The organism is Variovorax sp. P4_B11 (assembly GCF_056402355.1).
Genome location: NZ_JBFUHO010000001.1, coordinates 31,337 through 57,188, shown reverse-complemented (window position 1 = coordinate 57,188; position 25,852 = coordinate 31,337). Strand labels below are relative to the sequence as shown.

Here is a 25,852-nt window from a genome sequence, read left to right as displayed (position 1 = left end):
CCCTCCGCGGGCGGCTTACCTCAAACGTTAGCTTCCGTGGAGGCACATGGAATCGTTCTGGACAACCTTGCTTGGAATTCTGGCGGGAGCTATTGGATATTTAGTCGTCACATTCTGGTATCAACCAATTATTCGGTATCGCGACATCAAGTATGATGTTGCCGCCGGCTTAGTCTTCTTTGCCAATGCCATCGAGCTTGAAAAGCAAAATGGTGAATTACGTGCGGACACATTAAAACGCAAAGAATGTAACCGGCTAAACGCTGCAAAGCTGACTGCGATCTATACGGACTTACCTTACTGGTATCAGCGTTGGTTATATCGGCGTGGCGAAGATCCGCTGGAAGCATCACGTGAGTTGATTGGATTGTCAAACTCATCCTCAGGAGACGAAGCAAAGGGCTACGATGCTGGCATCAGAAAAAACTTACGCTTACCCTCAAAGTTAAAAGGCTAACATTTCGCTGAAAGGGACTGGCAAAAGCGTACCGCTTTTACCGGGCCTTAACTCAGGCGTTGCGACTGCTTCCTGGCTTTCCTTTCCGTGCGCTGAAAGGCGGCTCTGGGCCCCTCCCGGACGCCATGGCACGAAGCGCGTGCACACCCACTCGACGTCGGGCAGGATGCGGCCAATGGCCGACCCTCGGACCTCTGAGCCAGTTGGCGCACCCAACTCCGTGAATACGATGAAGACACCCGCCGAAGTCCTCGATTGGCTCACCAACAAGGTGGAAGGAACGCCTTGGTCGACCGTGCGCGAGCCGCGCAAGGTCACGCACGAGTGGAGGCGCCAGACCGGAGGTCGGACCATGGCTGCGGGCCTGACGGCATCCGTCGCACCCTCGCCAACGTTTTCGCTCTCGGTGGTTGTAGCGGGCGTGGAGGATGAGTACGCCGCCGGCGCCAAGAACGGCGTTTTGACCGTACTGATGTCGCAGAGCTTCACCCCGGTACTTGCATGCCGGATTGACCTGACAGACCTTCAAGTTCATCCAGTCGATTCGTCATACGCGGCGTTCTATATGGCCGCGAAGGAAGCGACGGAGAGACTTCTTGGGGTCGCCACCGGTTTCGAGCACAACATCGTTTGGGGACAATGGCCCTGAGCAGCAGCTTGGCGCAACGGGCAAGATTCGGCCAGAAGCTGCCGCTCGCAGCTAACCCACAGTTCACCCGATAGAGACCCCCATGGATGCCAGCGCACTAATTCCCCATCTTGGCCATTCAGTCGCGTCCGTTGCCGTCCGCTCCGCGTTCAAGATGTTTGGAATCGACCTGTCCAGTGAACTCGTGCTACCGGAAGGGGAGTTTCACGCCTATGTCGAGCTTCCGACCGCAGGTTTGGCGTTCGTCTTCTCTGACGAAGCCATGTTTTTGGGAATAGGTGACCAGCCCAGCGGCATGGGCCCATTGCATTTCGGGGGTGTCTTCTACTACGCCGGAGGTATCGACGGCTACTCCCGGTACGCCCACGCTCTTCCTTGGGGGTTGCTACTTTCCGACGATGCCGACGCGGCGAGAAGAAAGTTTGGTGCTCCAGAGTTTGAGCGTCTTGATGACAGCGGGAAGCCTGTTGGCCACAGGTGGTCGGTAGACGGCAGGCGTTTGCACATCACCTACGCACAACACACAGGGGCCATAGCCGTCGTGGCTTTCTCGGTGCCCGATGCAGACCTGCGCATCGCCGCCAACGACTCCTGAACTTCCGCTATCGGGCCCACCTGAGGGTCGGCTTAGGGCCCGAACCGGCCGTACGAGCCCTCCCTAGACCGGATGGTCGCGCAGCAACGTTGACTCTGCACGACGACCGTCGCCTCAAGCGGCGGGTGCCAACTTTGCTACGGATGCACCAGCCCGAACCCGCCCAATGGTCGAAAAGTACAGTTCTCGTACTTGTTGATAACAAAGCCGTGTCATCGGCCTGATGGGAGCATTACAGCCGGCCCGCCTGGATGTCTGCTCGCAGGGCGTCATTCGCTCGCGTCTGCCAGCCCGGGCCGGAGGCCTTGAGCGCTTCCAGCACGTCCGCGTCGAAGCGGATGGTGGTGGACACCTTGGCATCCGCCTTCACGCTGCCTGCCGGTCGGCCACGCTTGCGCGCAGCGATCTGCGCCGGCGTATGCACAGCGGCATGCTCGCCGCCCTTCATTTCGTCGATGGACTTGAGCAGATCTCGCTCGAACTGCATCACGTCGGGGTCTTTGGTCTTAGGCATTGATCGCCTCCTTCAGCTTCACCAGAAAGGCCGGCGCGATGTTGTCGAGCTTGGCCTTCGTGTAGACCAGCAACAACACCAGATCACCCTGGTCGTTGCGGTTGAAATAGATCACGCGGGCGCCGCCGCGTTTCCCCATGCCGGGACGGGTCCAACGGACCTTGCGCAGACCGCCAGTGCCCTTGATGACGTCGCCGGACTCTGCGTTCTCAGCGATCCAACCGACGAAATCCAGCCGCTCTTCCTCAGACCAAACCTCGGCAGCAAGGCGCTGGAACGTAGGCGTTTCGATCACCGTGAACATTGAATTTATTGTAGTAACAAATAAAGCCAGACACAAGAATTATTTGTTACTGCAACAAATATACTCAACCGCCACTTGACCCGATGTACTGGTTGGAACCCTGAAGGCCCGGAGGTCCGCCCAGCGCCCAATGGTCGAAAAGTACAATTTCGCCATGTTGAATGTTCGCCAAATTCTAGTGAGCGCCTTAGGCCTCGCGCTCGTTGGGGTCGGCCTGACGGCCTGCGGCCAGAGGGGCCCTCTGGTCCTGCCCACCGATCCGGCCGCCAAGGACCGCACCACCCTGCCGGGGCTGCTGCTGCCCACACCGCCCGCCTCCGCCTCGCAAGACGCGGCCGCGCCGGCACCGGCAGCCGCCAGCAGCGCCCCCGCGGGAGCCTCGAAGTGAGCGCGGCGGCGATGCTTCCGGGCCATCCACACATCGCTCGCAAGGACGGCACGCTGCAGGTCGAAGGCCTGCCGCTCTCCGCGCTCGCGCAGCAGTACGGCACCCCTCTGTTCGTCTACTCGAAGCAATGGATGCTGGACGCCCTGGCCGCCTACCAGCGCGGCTTCGAAGGCCGAGACGCCATGGTCTGCTACGCCATCAAGGCCAATTCCTCGCTCGGCGTGCTGCGCGTCTTCGCCGAGGCCGGCTGCGGCTTCGACATCGTCTCCGGCGGCGAACTGGCACGCGTACTGGCCGCCGGCGCCGATCCGGCCAAGGTGATCTTCTCGGGCGTCGGCAAGACGCGCACCGAGATGCGGCAGGCGCTGGCGGCCGGCATCGGCTGCTTCAACGTCGAGAGCGAGGCCGAGCTCGACGTGCTCAACGCGGTCGCACTCGAAGAGGGCCGCCGCGCGGCGGTCAGCATTCGCATCAATCCCAATGTCGACCCGAAGACGCATCCGTACATCTCGACCGGACTCAAGGGCAACAAGTTCGGCGTGGCGCACGACCGCGCCGTCGCGATCTACCGGCACGCGGCCTCCCTCAAGGGGCTGCAGGTGGTGGGCATCGACTGCCACATCGGCTCGCAGATCACCGATGCCTCGCCGTACCTGGAAGCGCTGGAACGGGTGCTCGACCTGGTCGAGGCGATCGAGGCGGCCGGCGTGCCGCTGCACCACCTCGACTTCGGCGGCGGCCTGGGCATCGACTACAACGGCGACACGCCACCCGCCGCCGATGCGCTCTGGCAGCAGCTGCTGGCACGCCTCGACGCGCGCGGCTTCGGCCGGCGGCGCCTGATCGTCGAACCCGGGCGCTCGCTGGTCGGCAATGCCGGCGTCTGCGTGACCGAGGTGCTCTACCTCAAGCCCGGCGAGGAAAAGAACTTCTGCATCGTCGATGCGGCCATGAACGATCTGCCGCGGCCCGCCATGTACCAGGCCTTCCACCAGATCGTGCCGCTCGCCGAACGCGCCGGCGAAGCGGCTACCTACGACGTGGTCGGGCCGGTCTGCGAAAGCGGCGACTGGATCGGCCGCGACCGTTCGCTGCGGGTCGCGTCGGGCGACCTGCTGGCGGTGCTGTCCGCGGGCGCCTACTGCATGGCCATGGCCAGCAACTACAACACGCGCGGCCGCGCAGCCGAGGTGCTGGTCGGCGGCACGCAGGCGACGCTGATCCGCCGCCGCGAATCGATCGACGATCAGCTGGCGAGCGAGCGCTTCAGCGACTGACCGGCACCCTGGGTACTGCGGCGGCAATCGGCCGCGGCACCTTCTTGTTGCGCGCGAAGTTCCAGACGCGCCAGCCCAGCAGCGCACCGATGATCGCCGCGTAGACGAACACCTCGGCGAAGTTGTTCTTGCCCGCGCGCATCCAGAAGAAGTGCAGCAGGCCGAGGCCGGCGATCCCATAGACCAGCTTGTGCAGCGCCTGCCAGCGCTTCGCGCCCAGCGCCTTGATGGCGCGGTTGAACGACGTGGCGGCCAGGGGCGTGAGCAGCACGAAGGCCGAGAAGCCGACCAGAATGAACGGCCGCTTGGCGATGTCCTTGGCGATGTCGGCGAACTCGAAGCCCATGTCGAACCAGGCGTAGCTCAGCAGGTGCACGACCACGTAGAAGTAGGCGAACAGCCCCAGCATGCGGCGAAAGCGCGCCAGCGCGTTGGCCCTGGTCATGACGCGCAGCGGTGTCACGGCCAGCACGATGCAGACGAAGCGCAAGGTCCAGTCACCGGCCGATCGGATCAGGTACTCGGCCGGATTGGCGCCGAGCCCATCGGTCAGTGCGCCGTAGAACAGCCACGCGAAGGGCAGCAGGCACAGCACGAACACCAGCGGCTTGGCGGCCGGATGCAGCAGCAGCTTGTTCATAGTTTCTGATCGGTTGAGGACAGAGCAAAAACTGCTGTGCAGTTTCTTGGTCTGTCCCGCAAGGTCTCAATAATTCTTCTTCAGGTCCATGCCGGCGTAGAGCTGACCGACCTGCGCCTCGTAGCCGTTGAACATCTGGGTCTTGGTGCGCTTGGCGAAGAGACCGCTGCCGTCGCCGATGCGGCGCTCGGTCGCCTGGCTCCAGCGCGGGTGGTCGACATTCGGGTTGACGTTGGAATAGAAGCCGTACTCCTGCGCCGCGGCCTTGTTCCAGGCCGTGCCGGGTTCCTTCTCGACGAAGCGGATCTTGACGATCGACTTGGCGCTCTTGAAGCCGTACTTCCAGGGCACCACGATGCGCACCGGGGCGCCGTTCTGGTTCGGCAGCACCTCGCCGTACATGCCGAAGGTCAGCAGCGCGAGAGGATGCATCGCCTCGTCCATGCGCAAGCCCTCGGCATAGGGCCAGTCGAGCACGCGCGAGCCGACGAAGGGCATGGTCTTGGGGTCGGCCAGCGTCAGGAACTCGACGTACCTGGCGTTGCCCTGAGGCTCGACCTTCTTGATCAGCTCGGACAGCGAGTAGCCGACCCAGGGAATCACCATCGACCAGCCCTCGACGCAGCGCAGGCGGTAGATGCGCTCTTCCTGGGCGCTGAGTTTGATCAGGTCCTCGATGCCGTACTTGCCGGGCTTCTTGACCAGGCCCTCGACCTCGACCGTCCAGGGCCGGGTCTTGAGGCCGCCGGCGTTCTTCACCGGGTCGCCCTTGTCGGTGCCGAACTCGTAATAGTTGTTGTAGCTGGTGGCGTCCTTGTAGTCGGTCAGCTTTTCCATCGTCTGGGCGCCGGGCACCGCCGACTTGGCGCCCGGCAAGGCTGCCAGCTTGCCCGGTGCGGTCGCCTGCGCCAGGGCGTCGCGCGCGGCCCAGGAGGCCATGGCGGCGCCGGCGGCACCGCCGGCCAGCCAGCGCAGCATGTCGCGCCGGCCTTCGTAGACGGCCCGGGGGGTGATCTCGCTCGAACGCGGATGGATGAAGCCGTCGTCGCGGGAGTGAATCAACATGATGGAATGCCTTTCGCCTGAATCGTGTGTCAGGGTGAGTTCGTTGCCGACGCCGATCCGGTTACGCGCCCAGGGTGCCCACCGATCATTTCGCAAGCGAAAGACCGGCGTGCGCCTACAGGGTGCCGTAGCTGTGCAGCCCGCTCAGGAACATGTTCACGCCCAGGAAGGCGAAGGTGGTCACGGCCAGGCCGCCGAGCGCCCACCAGGCCGCCACGGTGCCGCGCAACCCCTTCACGAGCCGCATGTGGAGCCAGGCCGCGTAGTTGAGCCAGACGATCAGGGCCCAGGTTTCCTTCGGGTCCCAGCTCCAGTAGCCGCCCCAGGCGTCGGCCGCCCAGAGGGCGCCGAGGACCGTGGCGATGGTGAAGAAGGCGAAACCCACGGTGATCGACTTGTACATCACGTCGTCCAGCACCTCGTTGCCCGGCAGCCGCGCGGCGATGCGCTTGCGGCCCATCAGGATGCCGGCCGCGATCAGCGCCGAGATGGCGGCATAGCCCACCCAGTAGCTGCCGCCCGCCTCCTGCACCCGCTGGCGGAAGGCCACCGGCACGAAGCACAGGGCCACGCCCAGCAGCCAGATCGGCGTCAGCTTGTACCAGCGGGTCTCGTCGGCCTGCTCCTTGATCAGGTAGGCGAAGGCGACCATGGCGGCCAGCGAAAAGGTGCCGTAGCCGATGAAATTGGCCGGCACGTGCAGCTTCATCCACCAGCTCTGCAGCGCCGGCACCAGCGGCTGGATCTCGTGGGCCTCGCGCACCAGCGTGTACCAGAGCAGGAAGCCGACCGCGGCGCTGACCACCAGCATCACGAAGGCGCCCAGGGCGCGCGTGCGGTAGCGCGATTCGAAGTAGAGATAGAAGGTGGCGGTGAGCCAGCAGAAGAGGACGAACACCTCGTACAGGTTGCTGACCGGGATATGGCCGATATCCGGGCCGAGCTGGTGGCTCTCGTACCAGCGCACCATGCTGCCGATCAGCGCCATCGTGACCGCGGCCCAGGCCAGCCGCGAGCCGATCAGGTCCATGGCGTCGCCCTGCCTGCCGCCGAAGAAGCCGATCCAGTAGAACAGCGTGCTCATGAAGAACAGCACGCTCATCCAGAGGATGGCCGACTGGCTCGACAGGAAGTACTTGAGCCAGAAGACGCTGTCGGCGCGCGCCAGGTCGCCCTGGTAGGACACGATGGCCAGCAGCGCGGCGGCCGCGACCACGATCGCCAGCACCCGCAGCGGGCGCCAGAACCAGCCGAGCCAGATGGCAGCCGGCGCGGCCGCCACCAGAATGGTCTGCTCGTAGTAGTCCATCGCGCCGTGATAGCGCGAGAACGCGAAGAAGGCCCCGGCCAGCACCAGCAGCGCAAACACCCAGTCGAGGGCATTGCGGCGCGAGAGCCAGCTGTCGTTGAGCGTGAGCGTGGTGGTCGTCATGACGCGGTGTCTTTCCTGATGGCGAGCAGCTTGTGCTTCAAGTGCTCGAATTCGCGGTCGCTGTCGATGGTCTTGCGGTTGACCGAGAAGGCCAGGGTCGCCGCGGTGCCCTGGGCGTTGTCGCCGTCTTTCGCGAGCCACACCCACAGCCGGCGCTCGCGCACGTACAGCATCGCAAAAATGCCCACGATCAGCAACAGGCAGCCGAGGTAGACGATGTTCTTGCCCGGCGCGCGCGCGACCTGGAAGACGCTGGCCTGCACCTGCTTGAAGTCGCTCATCATCATCACGACCGGGGCCGGATAGAAATGCGCGTCGCTGATCGCCAGCACCGCCTGCGTGAGGTAGGCCTGCGACTTCTCGTCGGCCGGCATGGCCGCCAGGCCGACCTGCTCGCGGCTCAGGTTGAGCACCTCGAACAGCACCTCGTTGAGGATGCGCACCAGCACCGCGGCCGCGCGTTCGCGCTCCGCCTCGGGCACGTTGGCCTCCATGAACTCGGCCACCGCCTGCCAGCCGCCGCTGCTGACCGCGTCCGGCTTGGCGCGCTCGGTGCCTGCGAACAGCGCCAGGGCCCGGGCGGCCGAACCGCGCAGCTGGGCCGCCAGCTCGGGGCGCTTGGGATCGGTGGCGCGCGCGATGTAGCGGTCGAGGGCGCGGTCGCGGAGCTGGGCATCGGCCAGCGCGGCGCGCATGCGCACGAAGCCTTCCATCGAGCCCTGTTCGTCGGCCGGCACGCGCAGGTAGCGGAAGGGCTCCTCGGGCCGCTCGCGCACGCCCAGCAGGAACACCGGCTGGCCGTCGCCGGTGTCGACCGGCACCATGTAGTTCTGGAACTCGCGCGCCTGGCCCGAGGCGTCGCGCAGCTTGTAGCCGATGCTGGGGCCGATGTTGCGCAGCACCTTGGGCTTGTTGGTCTTGTTGGCGGCGCCCAGGCGCGACTCGAGGTCGTGGCGCAGGTCGACCTTGCGCACGTCGGCGCCGCTGGACATCGCGCCGCCGGCGCTGTCGCCGAAATTCTCGACGTTGATCACGCGCAGCGCCACCAGCTCGAGCGTGAGCCGCTCGCTGCCGTTGGTGATCTCGCTGCTGCCGCCGATGGTGCCGTCGATCTCGAAGGGCTTGGCCGCCGCGCCCATCGGTACCGCCTTCAGCTTCACGCCGGAGCCGCCGTCGTCGAAGCTCGACTGGTAGATCTCGACGCCCTTGTAGCTGGCCGGGTGGTTGACCTCGATGCGCTTGGGCAGCTGCTCGCCGGTCTCGCGGTCGTGCAGCACCACCTCGCTGGCGAACAGCTTGGGCATGCCGGTCGAGTAGTACTCGACGATGAACTTCTTGAGCTCGATCGAGAACGGCAGGTCTTGCAGCAGCACGCCGTCGGACTGGTTCAGGATCGCGACGCTCGCCTGCCCGCCCTCGGGCACCAGGATGTTGCCGCGGAAGGTCGGGTTGCGCGGCGACAGGCGATGCTCTGGCGCCACGTCCGCGATCAGGCCGCCACCCGTATAGACTCTCTTGCCGTTGAACCAGGTCTGGGCCCGCACCACGAGGTCGCCGTCGAACAGGCCGCCGATGCAGACCAGCACGATCGCGCTGTGGGCGGCGATGTAGCCGAGCTTGTGGGCCCCGCCGGCACGCGCGGCGACCATCCAGCCGTCGCCCTGGCGGTGCTGCAGCTTGACCTTCCAGCCGCCGCCGGCGAGCAGCTGGCCGATGCGCCTGGCCGCGCCGTCCGGGGTTTCGTCGAGCACGGTCTCGGCGCGCTGGCCGAAGGCCTTCAGGCTCTGGGCCCGGATTCCTTCCTTGACGGTCCTCAGGTCCCTCAGGATGTGCGGCGTGTTGCGCGCGATGCACAGCGAGGTGCTGATCACCAGGAACAGCAGGATCAGCAGGAACCACCAGGCGCTGTAGATCGAGTCGAGCCGGGCGGCATGGAACAGCTCGGCCCAGAAGGGCCCGAACTGGTTGACGTAGTTGCCGAAGGGTTCGTGCTGCTTGAGCACGGTGCCGATGATCGAGGCGATGCAGATGATGGTCAGCAGCGCGATCGCAAAGCGCATCGACGAGAACAGCTCCACCGCCGCGCGGACCGCTGGGGGGCCGCGACGGACACGAAGGCCGTGGGTGGAGACTGACATGGGTGCGAGGCGTGAAAAGCAAACAAGGCGGGCCATCCTGCTGGATCGGCCCGCCTTGTTAGGAGTTTGTTGTCGGCGGTTGGTTCAGGCTTCGAGAGCCGGAGTTCAGCGCAGGCCGGCGATGTAGTCTGACACTGCGGCGATTTCCTTGTTGCTGAGCTTGGCGGCCACCCCGGTCATGACCGGAGAATTCAGTCGGGTGCCTTCGCGGAACAGGGTCAGCTGCTGCGCGGTGTAGTCGGCGTGCTGGCCGCCCAGGCGCGGGTACTGCGCCGGGATGCCGGCACCGTTCGGGCTGTGGCAGCCGGCGCAGGCCGGAATCTGGCGATCGGCGACGCCGCCGCGGAAGATGCGCTCGCCCAGGCCGACCAGGTCCTTCTCCTTCGCGTAGCCGGTCTTGATGTTCTTCGAGGCGGCGAACCAGGCGATGTTGCGCATGTCCTCGTCCGATAGCGCCGAAGCCATCGGCTTCATGATCGCGCTCTTGCGCTTGCCGGACTTGAAGTCCTGCAGCTGCTTGAGGATGTACTCGGGGTGCTGCTGCGCCAGCTTGGGGTTCGCCGCGATCGCCGAATTGCCGTCCGCGTTGTGGCAGGAGGCGCAGCTCTGGCTGTTTGCCGGCGTGGCATTGAAGACCGCGTCGCCCTTGGCGAGGTCGGGCTTCGGCGCCTTGGCGGGCGCCTCGGCAGCCGGCTTTGCAGCGGGCTCGTCAGCCGCGAAGCTGGCACTGGCGGCGGCGCCCAACAGGGCTGCAAGCAGAATTTTGGCAAACAACTTCATATCGGGGGCTTGGATTTATGGCGCAAAACCCGGCGATTCTACAATGGCGCCCCAACCCGAAAGCCCATCGATGACCACCCCGACGCGGAAGCCCGCCGTCAGCTACTCCCGCAAGGCGACCGCCGTCGACCCTCAAGCCGCCGAACGCGCCCGCGTGGCGCGCGGCTGGCTGCACACCGCCCACTTCCTCACGAGCGCTCCCCAGCTCGAGCATCTGCCGCCTTTCGAGCTGCCCGAGATCGCCTTCGTCGGCCGCTCGAACGCGGGCAAGTCGACCGCCATCAACACGCTCACGCAGCAGACCCGGCTGGCCTTCGCCTCGAAGACGCCGGGCCGCACGCAGCACATCAACCTGTTCGGCGTCGGCAAGCAGAAGGTCGACGATGCGGTGCTGGCCGACCTGCCCGGCTACGGCTATGCGGCCGTGCCGAAGGAGGCCAAGCTGCGCTGGCAGCGGGTCATGGGCAACTACCTGATGACCCGCCAGAACCTGCGCGGCGTGGTCCTGATGTGCGACCCGCGCCACGGGCTCACCGAGCTCGACGACATCCTGCTCGAAGTGATCCGGCCGCGGGTCGAGGAAGGGCTCAAGTTCCTGGTGCTGCTGACCAAGGCCGACAAGCTCACGCGCTCGGACGGCGCCAAGGCACTGTCGATTGCGCGACTGCAGGCCGGCGGCGGCGAGGTCAAACTGTTCTCGGCACTGAAGCAGCAAGGCGTGGACGAGGCGGCCGAGCTGCTCTGGCGCTGGGCGCACCCGGAAGACGGTGAGCCCGCGGCAAACCCCGAGCAAGCCCCCATCGACGAGCAGCCCTGAACACAGCGCTGGCGCCTCCTCGCCGCTTGGACCCCGAAGGAGACAACCTGTGATCGAGACTTTCGCCCGTGCGCTGCCGAACGGCACCACCCTGAGCTGCCGCGCGGCCGGTGCCCCCGGCCGGCCGCTGATGGTGTTCCTGCATGGCTTTCCCGAAGCCGCGTTCATCTGGGACGAACTGCTCGCGCATTTCGCGGCCCCCGAGCACGGCGGCTTTCGCTGCGTGGCGCCGAACCTGCGCGGCTTCGAGAAATCCAGCGCGCCGGCCGAAGTCTCGGCCTACCGCGCCCACCTGCTGGTGCAGGACATCGCCGAACTGGCGGCCAGCGAGAACCCGGCCGGCCGCATCGACACGCTGGTGGCGCACGACTGGGGCGGCGCCTTCGGCTGGGGCTTCGGCAACCGGCACAGCGACAGGCTGGGACGGCTGGTGATCATCAACTCGCCGCATCCCGGCACCTTCGCACGCGAATTGCAAAACAATCCGCATCAGCAGGCCGCCAGCGCCTACATGAACTTCCTGGCCCGGCCGGATGCCGAGGCGCTCCTGGCGGCCGACGACTACCGTCGCATGTGGCCCATGTTCCTCGGCATGAAGGCCGGTGCCGATGGCTTCGGCTGGCTCACAGACCCGGTCAAGGATCAGTACCGCAAGGTCTGGGATGCGGGCCTCACGGGCGCCTGCAACCTCTATCGCGTCACGCCGCTGAAGCCGGCCATGCCCGGCCAGCCAGCGCCCGGAATGCCGGACATTCCCCACGACAAGCTCACGGTCGCCGCGCCCACCCTGGTCCTGTGGGCGCTGGACGACAAGGCGCTGCTGCCCGGGCTGCTGGAAGGCCTGGAGGACTATGTGCCGAAGCTCGACATCACCCGGGTGCCGGGCGCCACGCACTGGGTGGTGCATGAGCAGCCGGCGTTCGTCGCATCGGAAATCGAATCATTCCTAGAACGCACCCGCTGAGCTCGCACGGCCGGCGCAGCCAGGCCCGCTGGCGGCGACCTCCCCCGGCCGGCGCAGCCAGGCCCGCTGGCGGCTACCTCCCCCGGCCGGCGCAGCCAGGCCCCTTGGTGGAACACCGCGGAACCGGCTTTGCCGGGCCGCTGGTGTTGCCCCCGGCGAGGGGGTGGGCGGCTACACGAAGTGAGCCAACCTGGGGGAGGACCTAGTACACCGGGTCTTCGCCCTCGGGCCGGGTCTTGAAGCGCCGGTGCACCCAGTAGTACTGGGAAGGCATGGTGTCGATGTAGCCCTGCAGGCGCCGGTTCATGAGGGCGGTGTCGGCCACCGCGTCCTCGGTCGGGAAGTTCTGCCACGGCGGCAGCACCTCGATCTCGTAGCCCTCGCGGGTGAGCTTCGAGACCACCGGCACCACCTTGGCCCGGCCCAGCCGTGCGAAGCGCGACAGCGACGGCACGGTGGCCGCCTGCACGCCATAGAACGGCACGAACACGGTCTGGTCGCGGCCGAAGTCCATGTCCGGCAGCAGGTACAGCAGGCCGCCCTTGCGCAGCCCCGCGACGATCGGCTTGATGCCGTCGACACGGTTCAGCGTGATCACGTTGCCGAAGCGCTTGCGGCCCTCGCTGACCCACTGGTCGACCATCGGGTCGCGCTGCGTCGTGTAGATCGTGGTCGAGGGCCGGTCGGTGTGCATCGTGAGCGCCGTGGCGGCCGCGTCGAGCCCGTAGAAATGCGGCGCGAACAGGATCATCGGCTCGTGGCCGTGCGCGATCTCCTCGATCACGTCGGCGGCACCCACCACTTTGAGGCGGCGCGCCACCACCGCCTCCGGCGCGTGCCAGAGCCAGCTGCGGTCGAACCAGGACTGCGCCACGTAGACGAAGGTCTCGCGCGCCATGCGATGCCGCTCGGCCGGCGTCTTGTCGGGAAAGCACAGCGCGAGGTTGGTGTCGACCACCCGCCGCCGCGGTACCGCGACCCCATGCAGCAGCCGCCCGAGCAGCGCGCCGAAGCCGCGCACCAGCGGGAAGGGGACGTGCGCCAGCGTGCGCATGAAGCCGATGCCCAGCTTCGAGGTCAGGCGACTCATCGGGCAGCCTCCGCCGCCGCCTCGGCACGCGGCTGCTTGTAGCGGGCGTAGTCCCAGACGTACTGGCCCGGCAGGCTGCGGATCAGTTTCTCGATGCCTTCGTTCATGGCGGTGGCGGCGGCCTCGGGCGTGGCCTTGGGGTCGCTCATGGCCGTGCCGTCGAATGGCACGAAGCGGATCGCGTAGCCGGCGCCGCGCGGCAGCCGCTCGCAGACGCCGAGGAACACGCGGGCGCCGGTCTGTTGCGCCAGGCGCGGCAGCAGGGTCATGGTGTAGGCCGGCCGGCCCAGAAAGGGCGCCCAGACGCCCTGCCCCAACGGCGGCACCTGGTCCGGCAGCAGGCCGGTGTAGCCGCCACTGCGCAGGGTGCGGATCAGGCCGCGCACGCCGGACACCGTGGTCGGCAGCGTCTGCAGGCCGGGGCGGTCGCGCGAGCCGGCGATCAGCGCGGCCATGAATTTCTTGCGCGCCGGCCGGAACAGCGCGGTGATCGGGCCGTAGTCCTTGAAGAAGCGCTCGCCGACGGCCTGACCGAAGGTTTCCCAGCTGCCGAGGTGYGGCGATACCAGGATCACGCCCTTGCGGGCGGCCAGCGCGGCCTCGAAGGCCTCGACACCCTCCCAGCGCACGATGTGCGGCAGCAGGCTTTCGCTGCGCGGCCGGGCCCAGACCCAGGGCAGTTCACCGACCATGGCGCCGGCGGCGGCGATCGCCGGGCGGTACTGCGCCGGCGTGAAGCCCGCCGCCTCGGCGTTCGCCTTGAAGCGCCGGCGGTAGTCGGGGGCGAGCCACCAGACCAGCCAGCCCAGGCAGCCGCCGAACGCGTGCATCACGGGCAGCGGAACACGGGCGAGCAATCGGAACAAGGCAATCATCGAAGCATGGGGATGTAACAGGACGCGCGCGCAAGCTACAGCGCGGCTCGAATAGAATGCAAATTGTCGCTGAGTTATGGAACTACTTGCAGGGCGACGTTAAACAACTCTGCTAAAGCGTTCGCCAAGACTCCCCATCGGGTTGGCAACGCGCCAATTGATCTGCTACGGAGTTTGAAACACATGGCGAACGATTTTCTCTTCACTTCCGAATCCGTCTCCGAAGGCCATCCCGACAAGGTGGCCGACCAGATCTCGGACGCGATCCTCGACGCGATCTTCGAACAGGACCCGCGCTCGCGCGTCGCCGCCGAGACGCTGACCAACACCGGCCTGGTGGTGCTCGCCGGCGAGATCACGACCAATGCGCACGTCGACTACATCCAGGTCGCACGCGACACCATCAAGCGCATCGGCTACGACAACACCGATTACGGCATCGACTACAAGGGCTGCGCCGTGATGGTCTGCTACGACAAGCAGTCCAACGACATCGCGCAAGGCGTGGACCACGCGAGCGACGACCACTTGAACACCGGCGCCGGCGACCAGGGCCTGATGTTCGGCTATGCCTGCGACGAGACGCCCGAGCTGATGCCGGCGCCGATCTACTATGCCCACCGCCTGGTCGAGCGCCAGGCCCAGCTGCGCAAGGACGGCCGCCTGCCTTTCCTGCGCCCCGACGCCAAGAGCCAGGTCACGATGCGCTACGTGGACGGCAAGCCGCACAGCATCGACACCGTGGTGCTCTCGACCCAGCACCATCCCGACCAGAGCGAGACGCCGACCAAGATGAAGGCCTCCTTCGTCGAGGCGGTGATCGAGGAGATCATCAAGCCGGTGCTGCCCAAGGAGTGGCTCAAGGACACGCGCTACCTGATCAACCCGACCGGCCGCTTCGTCATCGGCGGCCCGCAGGGCGACTGCGGCCTCACGGGCCGCAAGATCATCGTCGACACCTACGGCGGCGCCTGCCCGCACGGCGGCGGCGCGTTCTCCGGCAAGGATCCGAGCAAGGTCGACCGCTCGGCCGCCTACGCCGCCCGCTACGTGGCCAAGAACATCGTCGCCGCCGGCCTGGCGCGCCAGTGCCAGATCCAGGTCGCCTACGCGATCGGCGTCGCCCGGCCGATGAACGTCACGGTCTACACCGAGGGCACGGGCGTGATCCCCGACGAGCAGATCGCCGAACTGGTGCAAGCGCATTTCGACCTGCGCCCGAAGGGCATCGTCCAGATGCTCGACCTGCTGCGCCCGATCTACGGCAAGACCGCCGCCTACGGCCACTTCGGCCGCGAAGAGCCCGAGTTCACCTGGGAGAGCACCGCCAACGCGGCGGCGCTGCGCGCTGCCGCCGGGCTGTAAGGTCCTCAGGCTTTTTCGAGCAGCCGGCAGACCTCCTCGTCGGAGGTCTGGCCGAAGTCCTGGTACCAGAGCCCGACGGCGTGGAAGTGCTCGGGCGTGCGGAGGCAGACCACCTCGTCGGCGACCGTGCCGACGCTTTGCAGCGCTTCGCGCGACGCCACAGGCACCGCAACCACGATGCGCTGCGGCCGGCCGGCGCGCACCGCCATCGCGGCGGCATGCATGGTGGCGCCGGTCGCCAGGCCGTCGTCGATCAGCAGCAGCACGCGTCCCTCGAGCCTCAGCGGCGGGCGCTCGCCACGATAGAGCCGCTCGCGGCGCACCAGCTCGGCCTGTTCGCGCGCCACCACGGCCTCGATCTCCGCCGCGGCCACCGGCCAGGCGAGCGTCGACTCGTCCAGGTAGCGCACGCCGCCGGAGGCGATGGCGCCCATCGCGAACTCCTCCTGACCGGGATAGCCGAGCTTGCGCACCACCAGCACGTCGAGCGGCGCGCCGAGTGCATGGGCGACTTCCCAGGCCACCGGCACGCCCCCGCGCGGCAGCCCGAGCACCAGCAGGCCGGGCCGCCCGCGCCAGGCTTCGAGGGCCTTGGCGAGCAAACGGCCGGCATCGCATCGATCCTTGAATTTCATCTGCAGCTCCTGCAGTCGGGATTCAGAAACGATACGCCGCGCTCATGCCGAGCGTCCAGTTTCGCCCCGGTGCCGGCTCGTAGTAGCGGGCATTGCCCTCGTTGACGATCACCGAGCCGACGTACTGCCGGTCGAACAGGTTGTCGATGCGCGCGAAGGCATTCAGGTCCCAGCGCTGCCACTGCATGACATAGCCCGCGAACAAGGCGACCACCGCGTAGCCCGGCGCGCTCACGGTGTTGCGGTCGTTGGCCTCGATGCTCGCCAGTGCGCGCAGCTCGGTGCCGGCGCGCCAGCCCTGGGGCGGCACCCAGCCGAAGGAGGCGAAGAACGCCTGGGGGGCGATGCCCGGGATGCGGTTGCCGGCCGGCACGATGCCGGCCGCGGTGCAGGGCAAGGTCGTGCAGAAGGCGTCGCTGTAGCGTGCGTCGAGCCAGGTGTAGGCCAGCTGGGTGCGCCAGTGGCCCTCGCTCTCGTGCAGCCAGGAGAGTTCGAAGCCGTCGCGCGTGGTCCGTCCGGCGTTCTGGAAGGTGGCCCGGCCGCCGACGTTGGTGGCGGTCACGATCTCGTCGCTGGTGCGGGTCTTGAACAGCGCCGCCGTGAGAAAGCCACCCGCGAGCCGCGCCTTGGCGCCCACTTCGACACTGTCGTTGACGGCCGGCTGCAGCGCGAAGTTGAGGCCGCCCAACCCGTCGGGGCGGTACGAGAGCTCGTTCAGCGTCGGCGTCTCGAAGCCGCGGCCCACCGAGGTGTAGAGCGCCAGGTCGCGCGTGGCCTGGTAGCGCAGCGACGCCACCGGCAGCGTCTCGGCGTAGCGCGCGCTGCCGCTGTCGTCGCGGTTCGCGCCCACGATGTAGTGGTCCTGCGAATCGAAGTCCACGGTGCTGCGGCGCACGCCGGCCTCGAGCGTCCAGCGCTCGTCCAGGCGCCAGGTGCCCTGCAGGTAGGGGTCGAGGTCGTAGACCTCGTTGGTCTCGTTGCGACGCAGCCGCCCCTGCACGCCCAGCACCGGCCGTGCGACCGTGCCGAGGTAGTTCTCGTAGCCGGTGCGCTGCTCACGCAGCTTGTTGTATTCCAGTCCCGCGACCAGCTCGAAGGGCCGGTCGGCCAGCCGCAGCTGCGAGATCCAGCGCAGGTCGGCACCGCCGAAGTCGCGCGCCAGCCCGATCACGCCGCCGGCGCTGGTCGGGCTCAGCTGCGCCGAGGGCGGAATCGCCTGGTACTGCGAGGTCTTTCGCTCGCCGCCGTAGACCAGCATGCGCAGCGTGTTGTCGGCATCGAGGCGGCGTTCGTAGGTCAGTCCGGCCTGCGTCTGGTCGACGCTCTTGCGGGTGTCGAACTGCGTCGCGACGGCCGCGCTGCGCCGGTTCAGCGCGTACTGCTCGGCCGTCAGGCCGAGCGGATCCTGGGCATTCAGATGCACGCTGTTGGCGACCAGCGTCAGCCGGCTGCCATCGTCGAGCGTGAAGCCCAGCTTGCCGTTGACGATGCCGCGATCGGCCGCGCTGTGGTCGCGATAGCCATCGGTCTCGAAACGGCCGGCGCTCAGCAGGTAGTCGACCGCCCCGGAGGAGCCGCTGGCCTTGACGCCGGTGCGCGTGGTGCCGAAGCTGGCCGCGGCCAGCGAGAAGCCCAGCTTCGGCGGCCCCTCGCCGGTCTCGGTGAAGGACTGCACCACGCCACCCGAGGAGTTGCCGTAGAGCGCCGAAAAGGGCCCGCGCAGCACCTCGACGTGGTCGACCGAGCCGATGTCGATGTTGGAGGTCTGCCCCTGGCCGTCGGGCAGCGTGGCGGGAATTCCATCGACGTACAGGCGCACGCCGCGCACGCCGAAGGTGGAGCGCGCGCCGAAGCCGCGGATCGAGATCTGCAGGTCCTGCGCGTAGTTGTTGCGGTTCTGGATCTGCAGCCCGGGCACCCCGCTCAGGCTCTCCGACAGGTTCACGCCGAGCCGGCTGTCGCGCATGTCCACGCCTTCCACCCGGTCGACCGAACCGGCGACGTCGAACAGCGGGGTCGGACCGGCCGGCGTCGAGACCGTGATCTCGCCCAGCATGGGTGCGCCGCCGGCTTCCTGGGCCTGGGCCCGGGCCGCGGACGAGGCTGCGAGCAGCAGGCAGGCGAAAGCAACGGCGGAAAATTTCATCGCCGAGATTCTGCGGTGCGCCGCAGCACCATCGGCGAAGGGCAAGACCCTATGGCGCGCCGATGCGGGATCGGCCTAGGCGCGTCGCGCGGGCCGGTCTCGGTTTCATGAACGGAAGATGAACAGACCCGAGTGACCCTGCGACGCACCCTGTCGGCCGGCCGGCTACGATCCGCTGGCCGTTCGAGCCTGGACGGCCTCTCCTTCCGGTCGCCCGCGCTTTCCCGCTGCAAATGCTCCGCTGCCTGGTCCTCGCCCTCGCCTGCCTGCTCTCGGCCTGTGCCGGACTGCCCACCGTTCCGGCAGTGCCGTACGCCCCGGCCATTCCGGCCTCGCCGGCCACCGAGCTGGGCCGGCTTGCCGCGCCTTTCAACGCCCCGTCCGACAGCCTGTCGGGCGCACGCGTGCTGGCGCAGGCCGCGTTCGCACTGGACGCCCGGCTGGAGCTGATTCGCCGGGCCCAGTCCTCGCTCGACCTGCAGTACTACCTGCTGGGCAACGACAAGACCGGCAAGCTGATCCTGCGCGAACTGCGCGACGCCGCCCGGCGCGGCGTGCGGGTGCGCCTGCTGCTGGACGATTTCTATACGGCCAGGCTGGACCCGCTGCTGCTCGGCCTGGCCTCCTGGCCCAACGTGGAGATCCGGCTGTTCAACCCCTTCGTGGCCGGCCGCGACCACTCGGCCACCCGCTGGATGGGCTTCGCGGCCGATTTCCGTCGGCTCAACCACCGGATGCACAACAAGCTCTTCATCGCCGACGGCGCGTTCGCGATCGCCGGCGGACGCAACCTGGCGGACGAGTACTTCCTGCGCAGCGACGGCGCCAACTTCATCGACCTCGACATGCTGCTGGCCGGCCCGGTGGTGACCGGACTCCAGACCATCTTCGACAACTACTGGAACAGCGAGGTGGTCTGGCCGCTGCACGCCATCGTGCCGGCCGTCGAGCCGACGTCGGCACTGCAGGCGGAATTCGACCGCCGGACCTCGCGCACGGAAGCGCCGCTGCCGCCGGCGCTGCCCGAGACCGACATGTTCGGCGACCCGCCGCTGGGCACCCTGATCGCCCAGGGCCGGCTCGAGATGATCCCGGCCCAGGCCAACGCGGTGGCGGACTCGCCCAACAAGGTGCTGCGCGCCGAAGGCGACGACGCCGCCCGGGAGCGCCGGCCGCCCGCGGTGGCCGAGCGCATGCGCGTGGCACTGGACCTGGCCCGCTTCAGCGTCGACATCGTCTCGCCCTATTTCCTGCCGGGCGAGGAAGGCATGGCGCAGATCGCGCGGCTGCGCGCGCGCGACGTCCAGGTGAGCGTGGCGACCAACTCGCTGGCCGATACCGACGAGCCGCTGGTCAACATCAACTACAACAACTACCGCGTCGAGATGCTCCGCCTGGGCGTGCAGCTCTACGAGGTCAGCTCGGAGCAGATCAGGCGCAGCCTGAACCTGCGCAAGGTGTTTCGCCAGTCGCGCGGCCGGCTGCACGCCAAGCTGACCTTGATCGACCGCGAATGGGCGCTGATCGGCTCGCTCAACTTCGATCCCCGCTCGGCCCACATCAACACCGAAATGGGCGTGCGCCTGCACAGCTTCGAAGTCGCCCACCGCCTGCTGGAGGCCTTCCAGGTCGACAATGTCGAAAGCGCCTACAAGCTGCAGCTGAAGCCGGGCACCGACCAGATCCAGTGGATCAGCACCGACGGCGAAAACGTGGTGCACGACGACGAGCCCGATGCCAACATGCTGGTGAAGATCAAGCTGCTGCTGTTCTCGTGGTTCGTGCCGAGCGACTTGCTCTAGGAGACTGCGGATGCAGGACATCGTCTTTTTGCTCGACGTCGACAACACGCTGCTCGACAACGACGGCGTGGTCGACGACCTGCGCCGCCAGCTGATCGACAACTTCGGCAGCACCCGGGCCGAGCGCTACTGGACCTTCTTCGAGGAACTGCTTGGCGAACTCGGCTACACCGACTACCTGGGGGCGCTGCAGCGCTATCGCCTGCGCGAGTTCGGCGACGACATGAACGACCCGCGGCTGCTGCAGATGTCGACCTTTCTCGTGGACTATCCGTTCGCCGACCGGCTGTATCCGGGCGCACTGGAAGTCGTCGGGCACCTGAAGCGCTTCGGCACCCCGGTGATCCTGACCGACGGCGACGTCGTGTTCCAGCCGCGCAAGGTGCAGCGCTCGGGACTCTGGCAGGCCGTCGACGGCCGGGTGCTGATCTACGTCCACAAGGAGCGCATGCTCGACGCGGTGCAGAAGCGCTATCCGGCGCGCCACTACGTGATGGTCGACGACAAGCTGCGCATCCTCTCGGCGATGAAGGCCGAGTGGGGCGAACGGCTGACGACGGTCTTTCCGCGCCAGGGCCGCTACGCCCTCGACCCGCAGGTGACCGCCGCGCATCCCGCCGCGGACATCTCCGTTGATCGCATCGCCGATCTCCTCGATTGTCCCCTCGCTGCCCTGCAGCGTCCGGCAACGCCCGCCCCTTGAACGCCACCCGGGAGCTTCCATGGCCTCACGACTCAGCCCCCTCGCCGGCCAGCCGGCCCCCCTGGACGCCCTGGTCGACGTCGACGCGCTGCTCGCCGCCTACGGCGCCGAGCGTCCCGATCCGACGCTGCCAGGCGAACGCGTCGCCTTCGGCACCTCGGGCCATCGCGGCTGCGCCTTCGAGCGATCCTTCAACGAATGGCACGTGCTGGCGATCACGCAGGCGATCTGCGACCACCGCCGGGCGCAGGGCATCGACGGCCCGCTCTACCTCGGCATCGACACGCATGCGCTGTCGGCGCCCGCGGCGGCCAGCGCGCTCGAGGTGCTGGCGGCCAACGGCGTCGACGTGATGCTGGCCACCGGCGACGAATACACGCCGACCCCGGCCCTGTCGCACGCCATCCTCGGCTACAACCGCGGCCGCACGCGCGGGCTGGCCGACGGCATCGTGGTGACGCCCTCGCACAATCCGCCGCGCGATGGCGGCTTCAAGTACAACCCGCCCAACGGCGGGCCGGCCGGCCAGGACATCACCGGTCCGGTGCAGGAAGCGGCCAACCGCTACATCGAAAAAGGGCTCGAGGGCGTTCGCCGGATGCCGCACGCGCAGGCCCTGCAGGCAGCCACCACGCACCGCCACGACTTTCTGGCGGCCTACGTCGGCGACCTGGGCAACGCGATCGACATGGACCTGATCCGCGAAGCCGGCGTGCGCATGGGGGTCGATCCGCTCGGCGGCGCCGGCGTGCACTACTGGGGCGCCATTGCCGAACGCTACCGGATCGACCTCAGCGTGGTCAGCGAAGCGGTCGATCCGCGCTTCGGCTTCATGACGCTCGACTGGGACGGCCAGATCCGCATGGACCCCTCGTCGACCTATGCGATGCAGCGGCTGATCGACATCAGGGACCGCTTCGACGTCGGCTTCGCCTGCGACACCGACCACGACCGCCACGGCATCGTCACCCGCAGCGCCGGGCTGCTGCAGCCCAATCATTACCTGTCGGTGGCGATCGACTACCTGTTCCGGCACCGCCCGCAATGGGGCGCCGGTGCGGCCGTGGGCAAGACGGTGGTCTCGACGCGGCTGATCGACGCCCTCGCGCAGCGGCTCGGCCGCCGGCTTTACGAAGTGCCGGTCGGCTTCAAGTGGTTCGCCGACGGGCTGCTCGATGCCTCGCTCGGCTTCGTCGGCGAGGAAAGCGCGGGCGCCACCTTCCTGCGCCGCAACGGCACGGTCTGGACCACCGACAAGGACGGCATCACCGCGGCGCTGCTGGCGGGCGAGATCACGGCCCGCACCGGCCGCGACCCGGGCGCGCTCTACGCCGAACTGGCGAACGAATTCGGCAACCCGGTGGCCAGCCGCATCGACGCACCCGCCAGCCTGCAGCAGAAGAAGCAGTTGTCGGCGCTGAGCCCGCAGCAGCTGCGCGCCACCGAGCTGGCCGGCGAACCGATCGTGAGCGTGCTGAGCCACGCCCCCGGCAACGGCGGCGCGATCGGCGGCATCAAGGTGATCGCCCCGAACGGCTGGTTCGCCGCCCGGCCTTCGGGCACCGAGGAGATCTACAAGATCTACGGCGAGAGCTTCCGCGGCGCCGAGCACCTGGAGCGGATCCTCGCGGAGGCCCAGACCATCGTCGACGCGGCGATCGCGCCGGTGCGTCCGGACGGCCCGTGAAAACGAGGCGCCCTGGCACCGGCAGTGATCGGCGTCGAGTCGGTCAGCTGTCGATCTTCTGGCTGCGATAGACCGGCTTGCGATCAGGTTTGACTTTGGGAACGATCTTGTTCGGAGACAGGACGGTGGGACCTGAGCATCCAATGCAGAATGGCACGGTCTTCCCATCGATGGAGACCAATCCGCCGACGGGCGAAGGTGGAATGCCCTCGGACTTGAACGTGTCCGGCTGGTAAACCCCGTCCGAGTTCGGCGAGATCACGCCCGTCTGGAAATCCACCTTGTAGGCCCGCCCGGTTCCCAGCGAACACTTGTTCGTGCTGGTGCTCGATTTGGCCTGGAACGTGCTGAAGTAGGTCTGGCCGCCGATGGTCAGCGGTGTGGTGACGACCTGCTCGTACGGCGTGGTCGTGGTGAACAGATTCATGTACCAACCATTCGCCTTCAAGGTCGTCGGGTCCATGGCCGTGCCGACGCCGGTGACGTTCGTCAGTTGATTGCTGGTGACGAGCGAGGCATCGGTCCCGTAGCCGATCACGACCGTGGGGGTGTTGGCCACCGTCGAGCCAGTCGAGTCAGGCGCGCCAACCTTGGTGATGTCGTCCCGAATGCCGTAGAAGCGGTTGTTGACCGATGCGGCGCTGCCCGAGCCCAGGGGCTTTTCCCGGTCGCCCGTGCCGACCAGAACGGTGGCCTGCGTGCCGAGCGTGACGACACTCGGTGCGTACATGAACTTGCGCTGTTCCGAGGCCGTGGTCCAGTCGCTCACCGTCGCGATCTTGTTGATCGGCCAGTTCGCGACGCTGCTGTAGCTCGCGAAGCTGCTGTTTGGGTCGGTGGTGTTGATGCGCCAGATATTGCCGCGCGTGTCCACCGCGTACAGCAGGTCGATGATGCCGTCATTGTTGGCGTCGACCGCCGTCATGTCGGCGACGAAGCGGCCTGCCGTCGAACCCGGATCGAAGAATCGCAAGTTGGCCGCGCTGCCGGTTGCTGCGTCCATCACGAAAATACCGCGCCCTTGCGTGACGCTGTCGCAGGCGTTGGCGGCGCCGTCCTCACATTTGTCGTAGCCGGCACCGAAGGCGACCAGCGTGGTGGTTGCCGTTCCGATCTTCACGCGCATGGCGACCGGCGTGGACCAGGTCTGGCCCAGGCTGCTGTGGTCGGTGTCGCTGAACTTCCACATCAGCGTCGGTTGGTTGCCGCCGGTGCCGGGCTTGTTCGTTGCATTGAACGCATAGACCGCGCGCCCGCCGCGGCGCATGGTCGGGTAGATCCACAGCTTGCTCAGTGTGCCGCTGCTCACTTCCTGGTAGCCGCCGATGGAACCGTCGAAGAAGTAGGTCTTCGGCGCGGCGCCGGTGACCGTCACGCCGGGATAGCTGATCACCGGAGTGTTCGAATGCACCCGATCCAGCAGATTCCAGGAGCCCGCGCTGTCGGTGCCTTTCCAGTGTTCCGGCGCAATGAAGGCCCAGAGCTCGTCGCCGGCGCCGGAGCCGGTCTGATTGCCGCTGACCGCGTGCAACATGCCGTCGCCGGCACCATAAAACACCACGACGTCGTTCGTGCTGCCCGAGCCGTAGTTCACCGCGAGGGGCCGCGAATGAACCACTTCGCCGTGCACCGTCGGCCGAGTGGTGGGCCCCGCTGTCACCGTGCCCGTGATCGGGTCCTTCGCCGGGTAGGTCGTGGTGACCAGATTGCCGGTGGTCGGGTCGAAGGTGCTGTTGCCGTCGCCGACATTCTGGCCCCGTGCCCAGTTGACCAAGGTCGCGCTGGTGGTGCCTTGGCTCAGGCCCGCGCTCGGGATCGTCACGTTCGTCGTGTTGAAGTCGACCACGGAACTGCAGGTGGTGTCTGTGCAGGTCCGGATGTTGCGGGCGGCATAGCCGAGATTGCGCAGCTGCTGGCCGCTGCCTCCCCGTTCGACGAGCGGACCGTCGGGCGAATCGGAGTACTTGCTCAAAGCAGCGTAAGTCGTGACGTCTCCGCAACTCGACGCTGTCCCGGTCACGCTCTGCCAATACGTGCCGCTGTCGGCCGTCCAGTAGCTCTTCGCGCAATTCCGGATGAAGCCGCTCGACGTATCGACAGCGGGCGCGCCCGTGGCATCGACGAGGGAGAGCGCGTTGCCGCTGAGCGCGAACTGGTACTGCTTCATGTTGCCGACCCAGCGCTGATAGGCGTTTTCCTGCGGCCGGAAGACGCCCATGAACACCTGGTTCAGGAAGGTGCCCTGGGCATTCACGCTCACCGGCAGCGAAGCGGACGCAAACACGCTGTTGACCGACGCGATCTGCGTCAAGGTTTCCTTCAGCGCGTTGATCAGCGCCAGCAGGTCGCCACCCACGGAATAGTAGCCACCGGCGTAGTCTTCGGGCGCGTGGCCTCGGCCGACCGCCGCCATGGTCTGAAGCAGCTTCGCCTGCTTGGCGTCCTGCGAGGCGTTATAGACGTCGATCGTGAAGGTCTGGACGTTCTGCTGGCCGTCGATCGGGCTCACGTCGGTGCTGTAGAGGAATTTGGTCCACTCGTCGGCGAAGCGGACGTCGGACTTCTGGCTGTTGGGCAAAGGCACCGGGTAGATCTGCGAGCCCGGGTCGTGGCTGAGCCGCGACATCAGGGTGTTCGTCGGATACGGCGAGGCATTCGCATTGGTTCCGTATTCCTGATTCGGCCACGTATTGCCGATCAGGATGATGAAGTTCTTGCCGCAGCTGTTCTCGTTGGTGATCGGGCTCTTGTAGGTCTCCCTGGCCACAGGGTCCGTGAACGCATTCACGTCCTCCAAGGCGTTCTTGGTGCTGTAACGCGTGGGGCCGAACCCCGTTGCGCCCATCGGCGAGCCGGCCGTACCGCCGGAGCCGGAAACGACAAGGTTCGGTCGCGACCAGCCGCCGAAGTACTTGAAGGCTTCGTAGAGGCCGGCGCCGTATTCGGCCGAGGAGGCGCCTTTGAATTCCGGTGTCGTGATCTTGCTGTCGATGTTGGTCAGATCGGCAATGATCGAGGCGTTCACGTCGGTGACCGAGCACTGCGAACTCAACGACTTGACCTCGTGCCGGATATAGCCCGGCAGGACACTGTTGCTGTCGACCGAGTTGACGCTCGTGTTGAACATCATCAAGCCGGCATTGATGTCCAGTGCAGCGGTTCCGGTTGGCGGGCTGCACACGAGTTGGTTGAGCACGAGTTTCAGCGCGCGAACTTCCACCTGCCCTTGCACCAGTTTCGGATTCCCGCTGCAGGCCGACGTCGAGCTGCAGAAGACCTGGTAAACATAGCTCTGGCAGGTCGTCTTCGCCGAGCCGCTGTAGTTGCCGCATTTCGCGAGGACATCGGAATACGCCCATGCCTGGGCGTTGTTCGACCAGTTCGAGCTGTTGTCGAGATAGAAGAGAACATTGGGCGCCGACGCGCTCCCGCCGCCCGCATACAGGTCGATGTCTTCGGCTGCAGCCCGCGAATGCAGCACGAGGGCGGCGAGGATCGCCAGCACAAGTCGGAAGGCAAGGGTGTTCAT

Annotated in this window: 23 protein-coding genes; 11 read left to right on the top strand and 12 right to left on the bottom strand. The window is 66.9% G+C overall.

The window, feature by feature from the left end; genetic code table 11:
• Window positions 1-46 precede the first annotated feature (46 nt).
• The 3 genes from AC1DYD_RS00275 (at window position 47) to AC1DYD_RS00265 (ending at window position 1,701) form a co-directional block, all read left to right on the top strand.
• Complete coding sequence (locus AC1DYD_RS00275; RefSeq protein ID WP_478170745.1) at window positions 47-457, top strand: hypothetical protein; 411 nt, start codon at window positions 47-49, stop codon at window positions 455-457.
• Between the two features lie 229 nt (window positions 458-686).
• Complete coding sequence (locus AC1DYD_RS00270; RefSeq protein WP_478170744.1) at window positions 687-1,106, top strand: hypothetical protein; 420 nt, start codon at window positions 687-689, stop codon at window positions 1,104-1,106.
• Between the two features lie 82 nt (window positions 1,107-1,188).
• Complete coding sequence (locus AC1DYD_RS00265) at window positions 1,189-1,701, top strand: hypothetical protein (RefSeq protein WP_478170743.1); 513 nt, start codon at window positions 1,189-1,191, stop codon at window positions 1,699-1,701.
• 232 nt (window positions 1,702-1,933) lie between these two features.
• Here AC1DYD_RS00265 and AC1DYD_RS00260 read toward each other — a convergent pair whose 3' ends face one another.
• Both AC1DYD_RS00260 and AC1DYD_RS00255 read right to left on the bottom strand, forming a co-directional pair.
• Complete coding sequence (locus tag AC1DYD_RS00260; protein ID WP_478170742.1) at window positions 1,934-2,215, bottom strand: BrnA antitoxin family protein; 282 nt, start codon at window positions 2,213-2,215, stop codon at window positions 1,934-1,936.
• Window positions 2,208-2,519, bottom strand: coding sequence for a transcriptional regulator (locus AC1DYD_RS00255; RefSeq protein WP_478170741.1), 312 nt, complete (start codon window positions 2,517-2,519; stop codon window positions 2,208-2,210). The genes AC1DYD_RS00260 and AC1DYD_RS00255 overlap by 8 nt, the downstream gene beginning before the upstream one ends.
• A 178-nt stretch (window positions 2,520-2,697) precedes the next feature.
• Here AC1DYD_RS00255 and lptM point away from each other — a divergent pair, with 178 nt between their 5' ends.
• Window positions 2,698-2,907, top strand: coding sequence for an LPS translocon maturation chaperone LptM (gene lptM / locus AC1DYD_RS00250; RefSeq protein ID WP_478170740.1), 210 nt, complete (start codon window positions 2,698-2,700; stop codon window positions 2,905-2,907).
• An 11-nt stretch (window positions 2,908-2,918) separates the two neighbouring features.
• Window positions 2,919-4,184: a diaminopimelate decarboxylase gene (gene lysA, locus AC1DYD_RS00245; RefSeq protein WP_478171093.1), complete on the top strand. Its 1,266-nt coding sequence runs from the start codon at window positions 2,919-2,921 to the stop codon at window positions 4,182-4,184.
• Here the strand turns inward: lysA and AC1DYD_RS00240 are convergent.
• The 5 genes from AC1DYD_RS00240 to AC1DYD_RS00220 form a co-directional block, all read right to left on the bottom strand.
• Window positions 4,174-4,824: a protein-methionine-sulfoxide reductase heme-binding subunit MsrQ gene (locus AC1DYD_RS00240; protein ID WP_478170739.1), complete on the bottom strand. Its 651-nt coding sequence runs from the start codon at window positions 4,822-4,824 to the stop codon at window positions 4,174-4,176. The two genes, lysA and AC1DYD_RS00240, sit on opposite strands and share 11 nt — an antisense overlap.
• A 66-nt stretch (window positions 4,825-4,890) precedes the next feature.
• Complete coding sequence (gene msrP, locus AC1DYD_RS00235) at window positions 4,891-5,889, bottom strand: protein-methionine-sulfoxide reductase catalytic subunit MsrP (RefSeq protein WP_478170738.1); 999 nt, start codon at window positions 5,887-5,889, stop codon at window positions 4,891-4,893.
• Window positions 5,890-6,004: 115 nt separating this feature from the next.
• Window positions 6,005-7,321, bottom strand: coding sequence for a c-type cytochrome biogenesis protein CcsB (ccsB, locus tag AC1DYD_RS00230; RefSeq protein WP_478170737.1), 1,317 nt, complete (start codon window positions 7,319-7,321; stop codon window positions 6,005-6,007).
• Window positions 7,318-9,459 (bottom strand): cytochrome c biogenesis protein ResB, encoded by a 2,142-nt coding sequence (locus AC1DYD_RS00225; RefSeq protein ID WP_478170736.1) that lies wholly within the window; start codon window positions 9,457-9,459, stop codon window positions 7,318-7,320. The genes ccsB and AC1DYD_RS00225 overlap by 4 nt, the downstream gene beginning before the upstream one ends.
• A gap of 105 nt (window positions 9,460-9,564) precedes the next feature.
• Window positions 9,565-10,239 (bottom strand): c-type cytochrome, encoded by a 675-nt coding sequence (locus AC1DYD_RS00220; protein ID WP_478170735.1) that lies wholly within the window; start codon window positions 10,237-10,239, stop codon window positions 9,565-9,567.
• Window positions 10,240-10,309: 70 nt separating this feature from the next.
• On the opposite strand from AC1DYD_RS00220, the gene yihA reads away from it, so the two are divergent.
• Together yihA and AC1DYD_RS00210 are read left to right on the top strand one after the other, a co-directional pair.
• Window positions 10,310-11,056: a ribosome biogenesis GTP-binding protein YihA/YsxC gene (gene yihA / locus AC1DYD_RS00215; RefSeq protein ID WP_478170734.1), complete on the top strand. Its 747-nt coding sequence runs from the start codon at window positions 10,310-10,312 to the stop codon at window positions 11,054-11,056.
• A gap of 49 nt (window positions 11,057-11,105) precedes the next feature.
• Window positions 11,106-12,020, top strand: coding sequence for an alpha/beta fold hydrolase (locus AC1DYD_RS00210; RefSeq protein ID WP_478170733.1), 915 nt, complete (start codon window positions 11,106-11,108; stop codon window positions 12,018-12,020).
• 202 nt (window positions 12,021-12,222) lie between these two features.
• On the opposite strand, the gene AC1DYD_RS00205 is transcribed toward AC1DYD_RS00210, so the two are convergent.
• Window positions 12,223-13,110: an LpxL/LpxP family acyltransferase gene (locus tag AC1DYD_RS00205; protein ID WP_478170732.1), complete on the bottom strand. Its 888-nt coding sequence runs from the start codon at window positions 13,108-13,110 to the stop codon at window positions 12,223-12,225.
• On the bottom strand, window positions 13,107-13,985 hold the full coding sequence (locus AC1DYD_RS00200) for a lysophospholipid acyltransferase family protein (protein WP_478170731.1): 879 nt from the start codon (window positions 13,983-13,985) through the stop codon (window positions 13,107-13,109). The genes AC1DYD_RS00205 and AC1DYD_RS00200 overlap by 4 nt, the downstream gene beginning before the upstream one ends.
• 183 nt (window positions 13,986-14,168) lie before the next feature.
• On the opposite strand from AC1DYD_RS00200, the gene metK reads away from it, so the two are divergent.
• A complete protein-coding gene (metK, locus tag AC1DYD_RS00195; RefSeq protein ID WP_478170730.1) occupies window positions 14,169-15,350 on the top strand; it encodes a methionine adenosyltransferase in 1,182 nt (393 codons plus the stop codon).
• A gap of 5 nt (window positions 15,351-15,355) precedes the next feature.
• Here metK and AC1DYD_RS00190 read toward each other — a convergent pair whose 3' ends face one another.
• Together AC1DYD_RS00190 and AC1DYD_RS00185 are read right to left on the bottom strand one after the other, a co-directional pair.
• Window positions 15,356-15,985 carry a phosphoribosyltransferase gene (locus tag AC1DYD_RS00190; protein WP_478170729.1) on the bottom strand — a complete coding sequence of 210 codons (630 nt, stop codon included), beginning with the start codon at window positions 15,983-15,985 and terminating at the stop codon, window positions 15,356-15,358.
• 22 nt (window positions 15,986-16,007) lie between these two features.
• Window positions 16,008-18,131, bottom strand: coding sequence for a TonB-dependent receptor domain-containing protein (locus AC1DYD_RS00185; protein WP_478170728.1), 2,124 nt, complete (start codon window positions 18,129-18,131; stop codon window positions 16,008-16,010).
• Window positions 18,132-18,364: 233 nt separating this feature from the next.
• Between AC1DYD_RS00185 and AC1DYD_RS00180 the strand changes: the two genes are divergently transcribed.
• The 3 genes from AC1DYD_RS00180 to pgm are packed head-to-tail and all read left to right on the top strand — an operon-like array spanning window position 18,365 to window position 22,323.
• Window positions 18,365-19,933 (top strand): phospholipase D family protein, encoded by a 1,569-nt coding sequence (locus AC1DYD_RS00180; RefSeq protein WP_478170727.1) that lies wholly within the window; start codon window positions 18,365-18,367, stop codon window positions 19,931-19,933.
• A gap of 10 nt (window positions 19,934-19,943) precedes the next feature.
• Window positions 19,944-20,636 carry an HAD family hydrolase gene (locus tag AC1DYD_RS00175; protein ID WP_478170726.1) on the top strand — a complete coding sequence of 231 codons (693 nt, stop codon included), beginning with the start codon at window positions 19,944-19,946 and terminating at the stop codon, window positions 20,634-20,636.
• 19 nt (window positions 20,637-20,655) lie between these two features.
• On the top strand, window positions 20,656-22,323 hold the full coding sequence (gene pgm / locus AC1DYD_RS00170; protein WP_478170725.1) for a phosphoglucomutase (alpha-D-glucose-1,6-bisphosphate-dependent): 1,668 nt from the start codon (window positions 20,656-20,658) through the stop codon (window positions 22,321-22,323).
• Window positions 22,324-22,366: 43 nt separating this feature from the next.
• Here pgm and AC1DYD_RS00165 read toward each other — a convergent pair whose 3' ends face one another.
• Complete coding sequence (locus tag AC1DYD_RS00165) at window positions 22,367-25,852, bottom strand: pilus assembly protein (RefSeq protein ID WP_478170724.1); 3,486 nt, start codon at window positions 25,850-25,852, stop codon at window positions 22,367-22,369.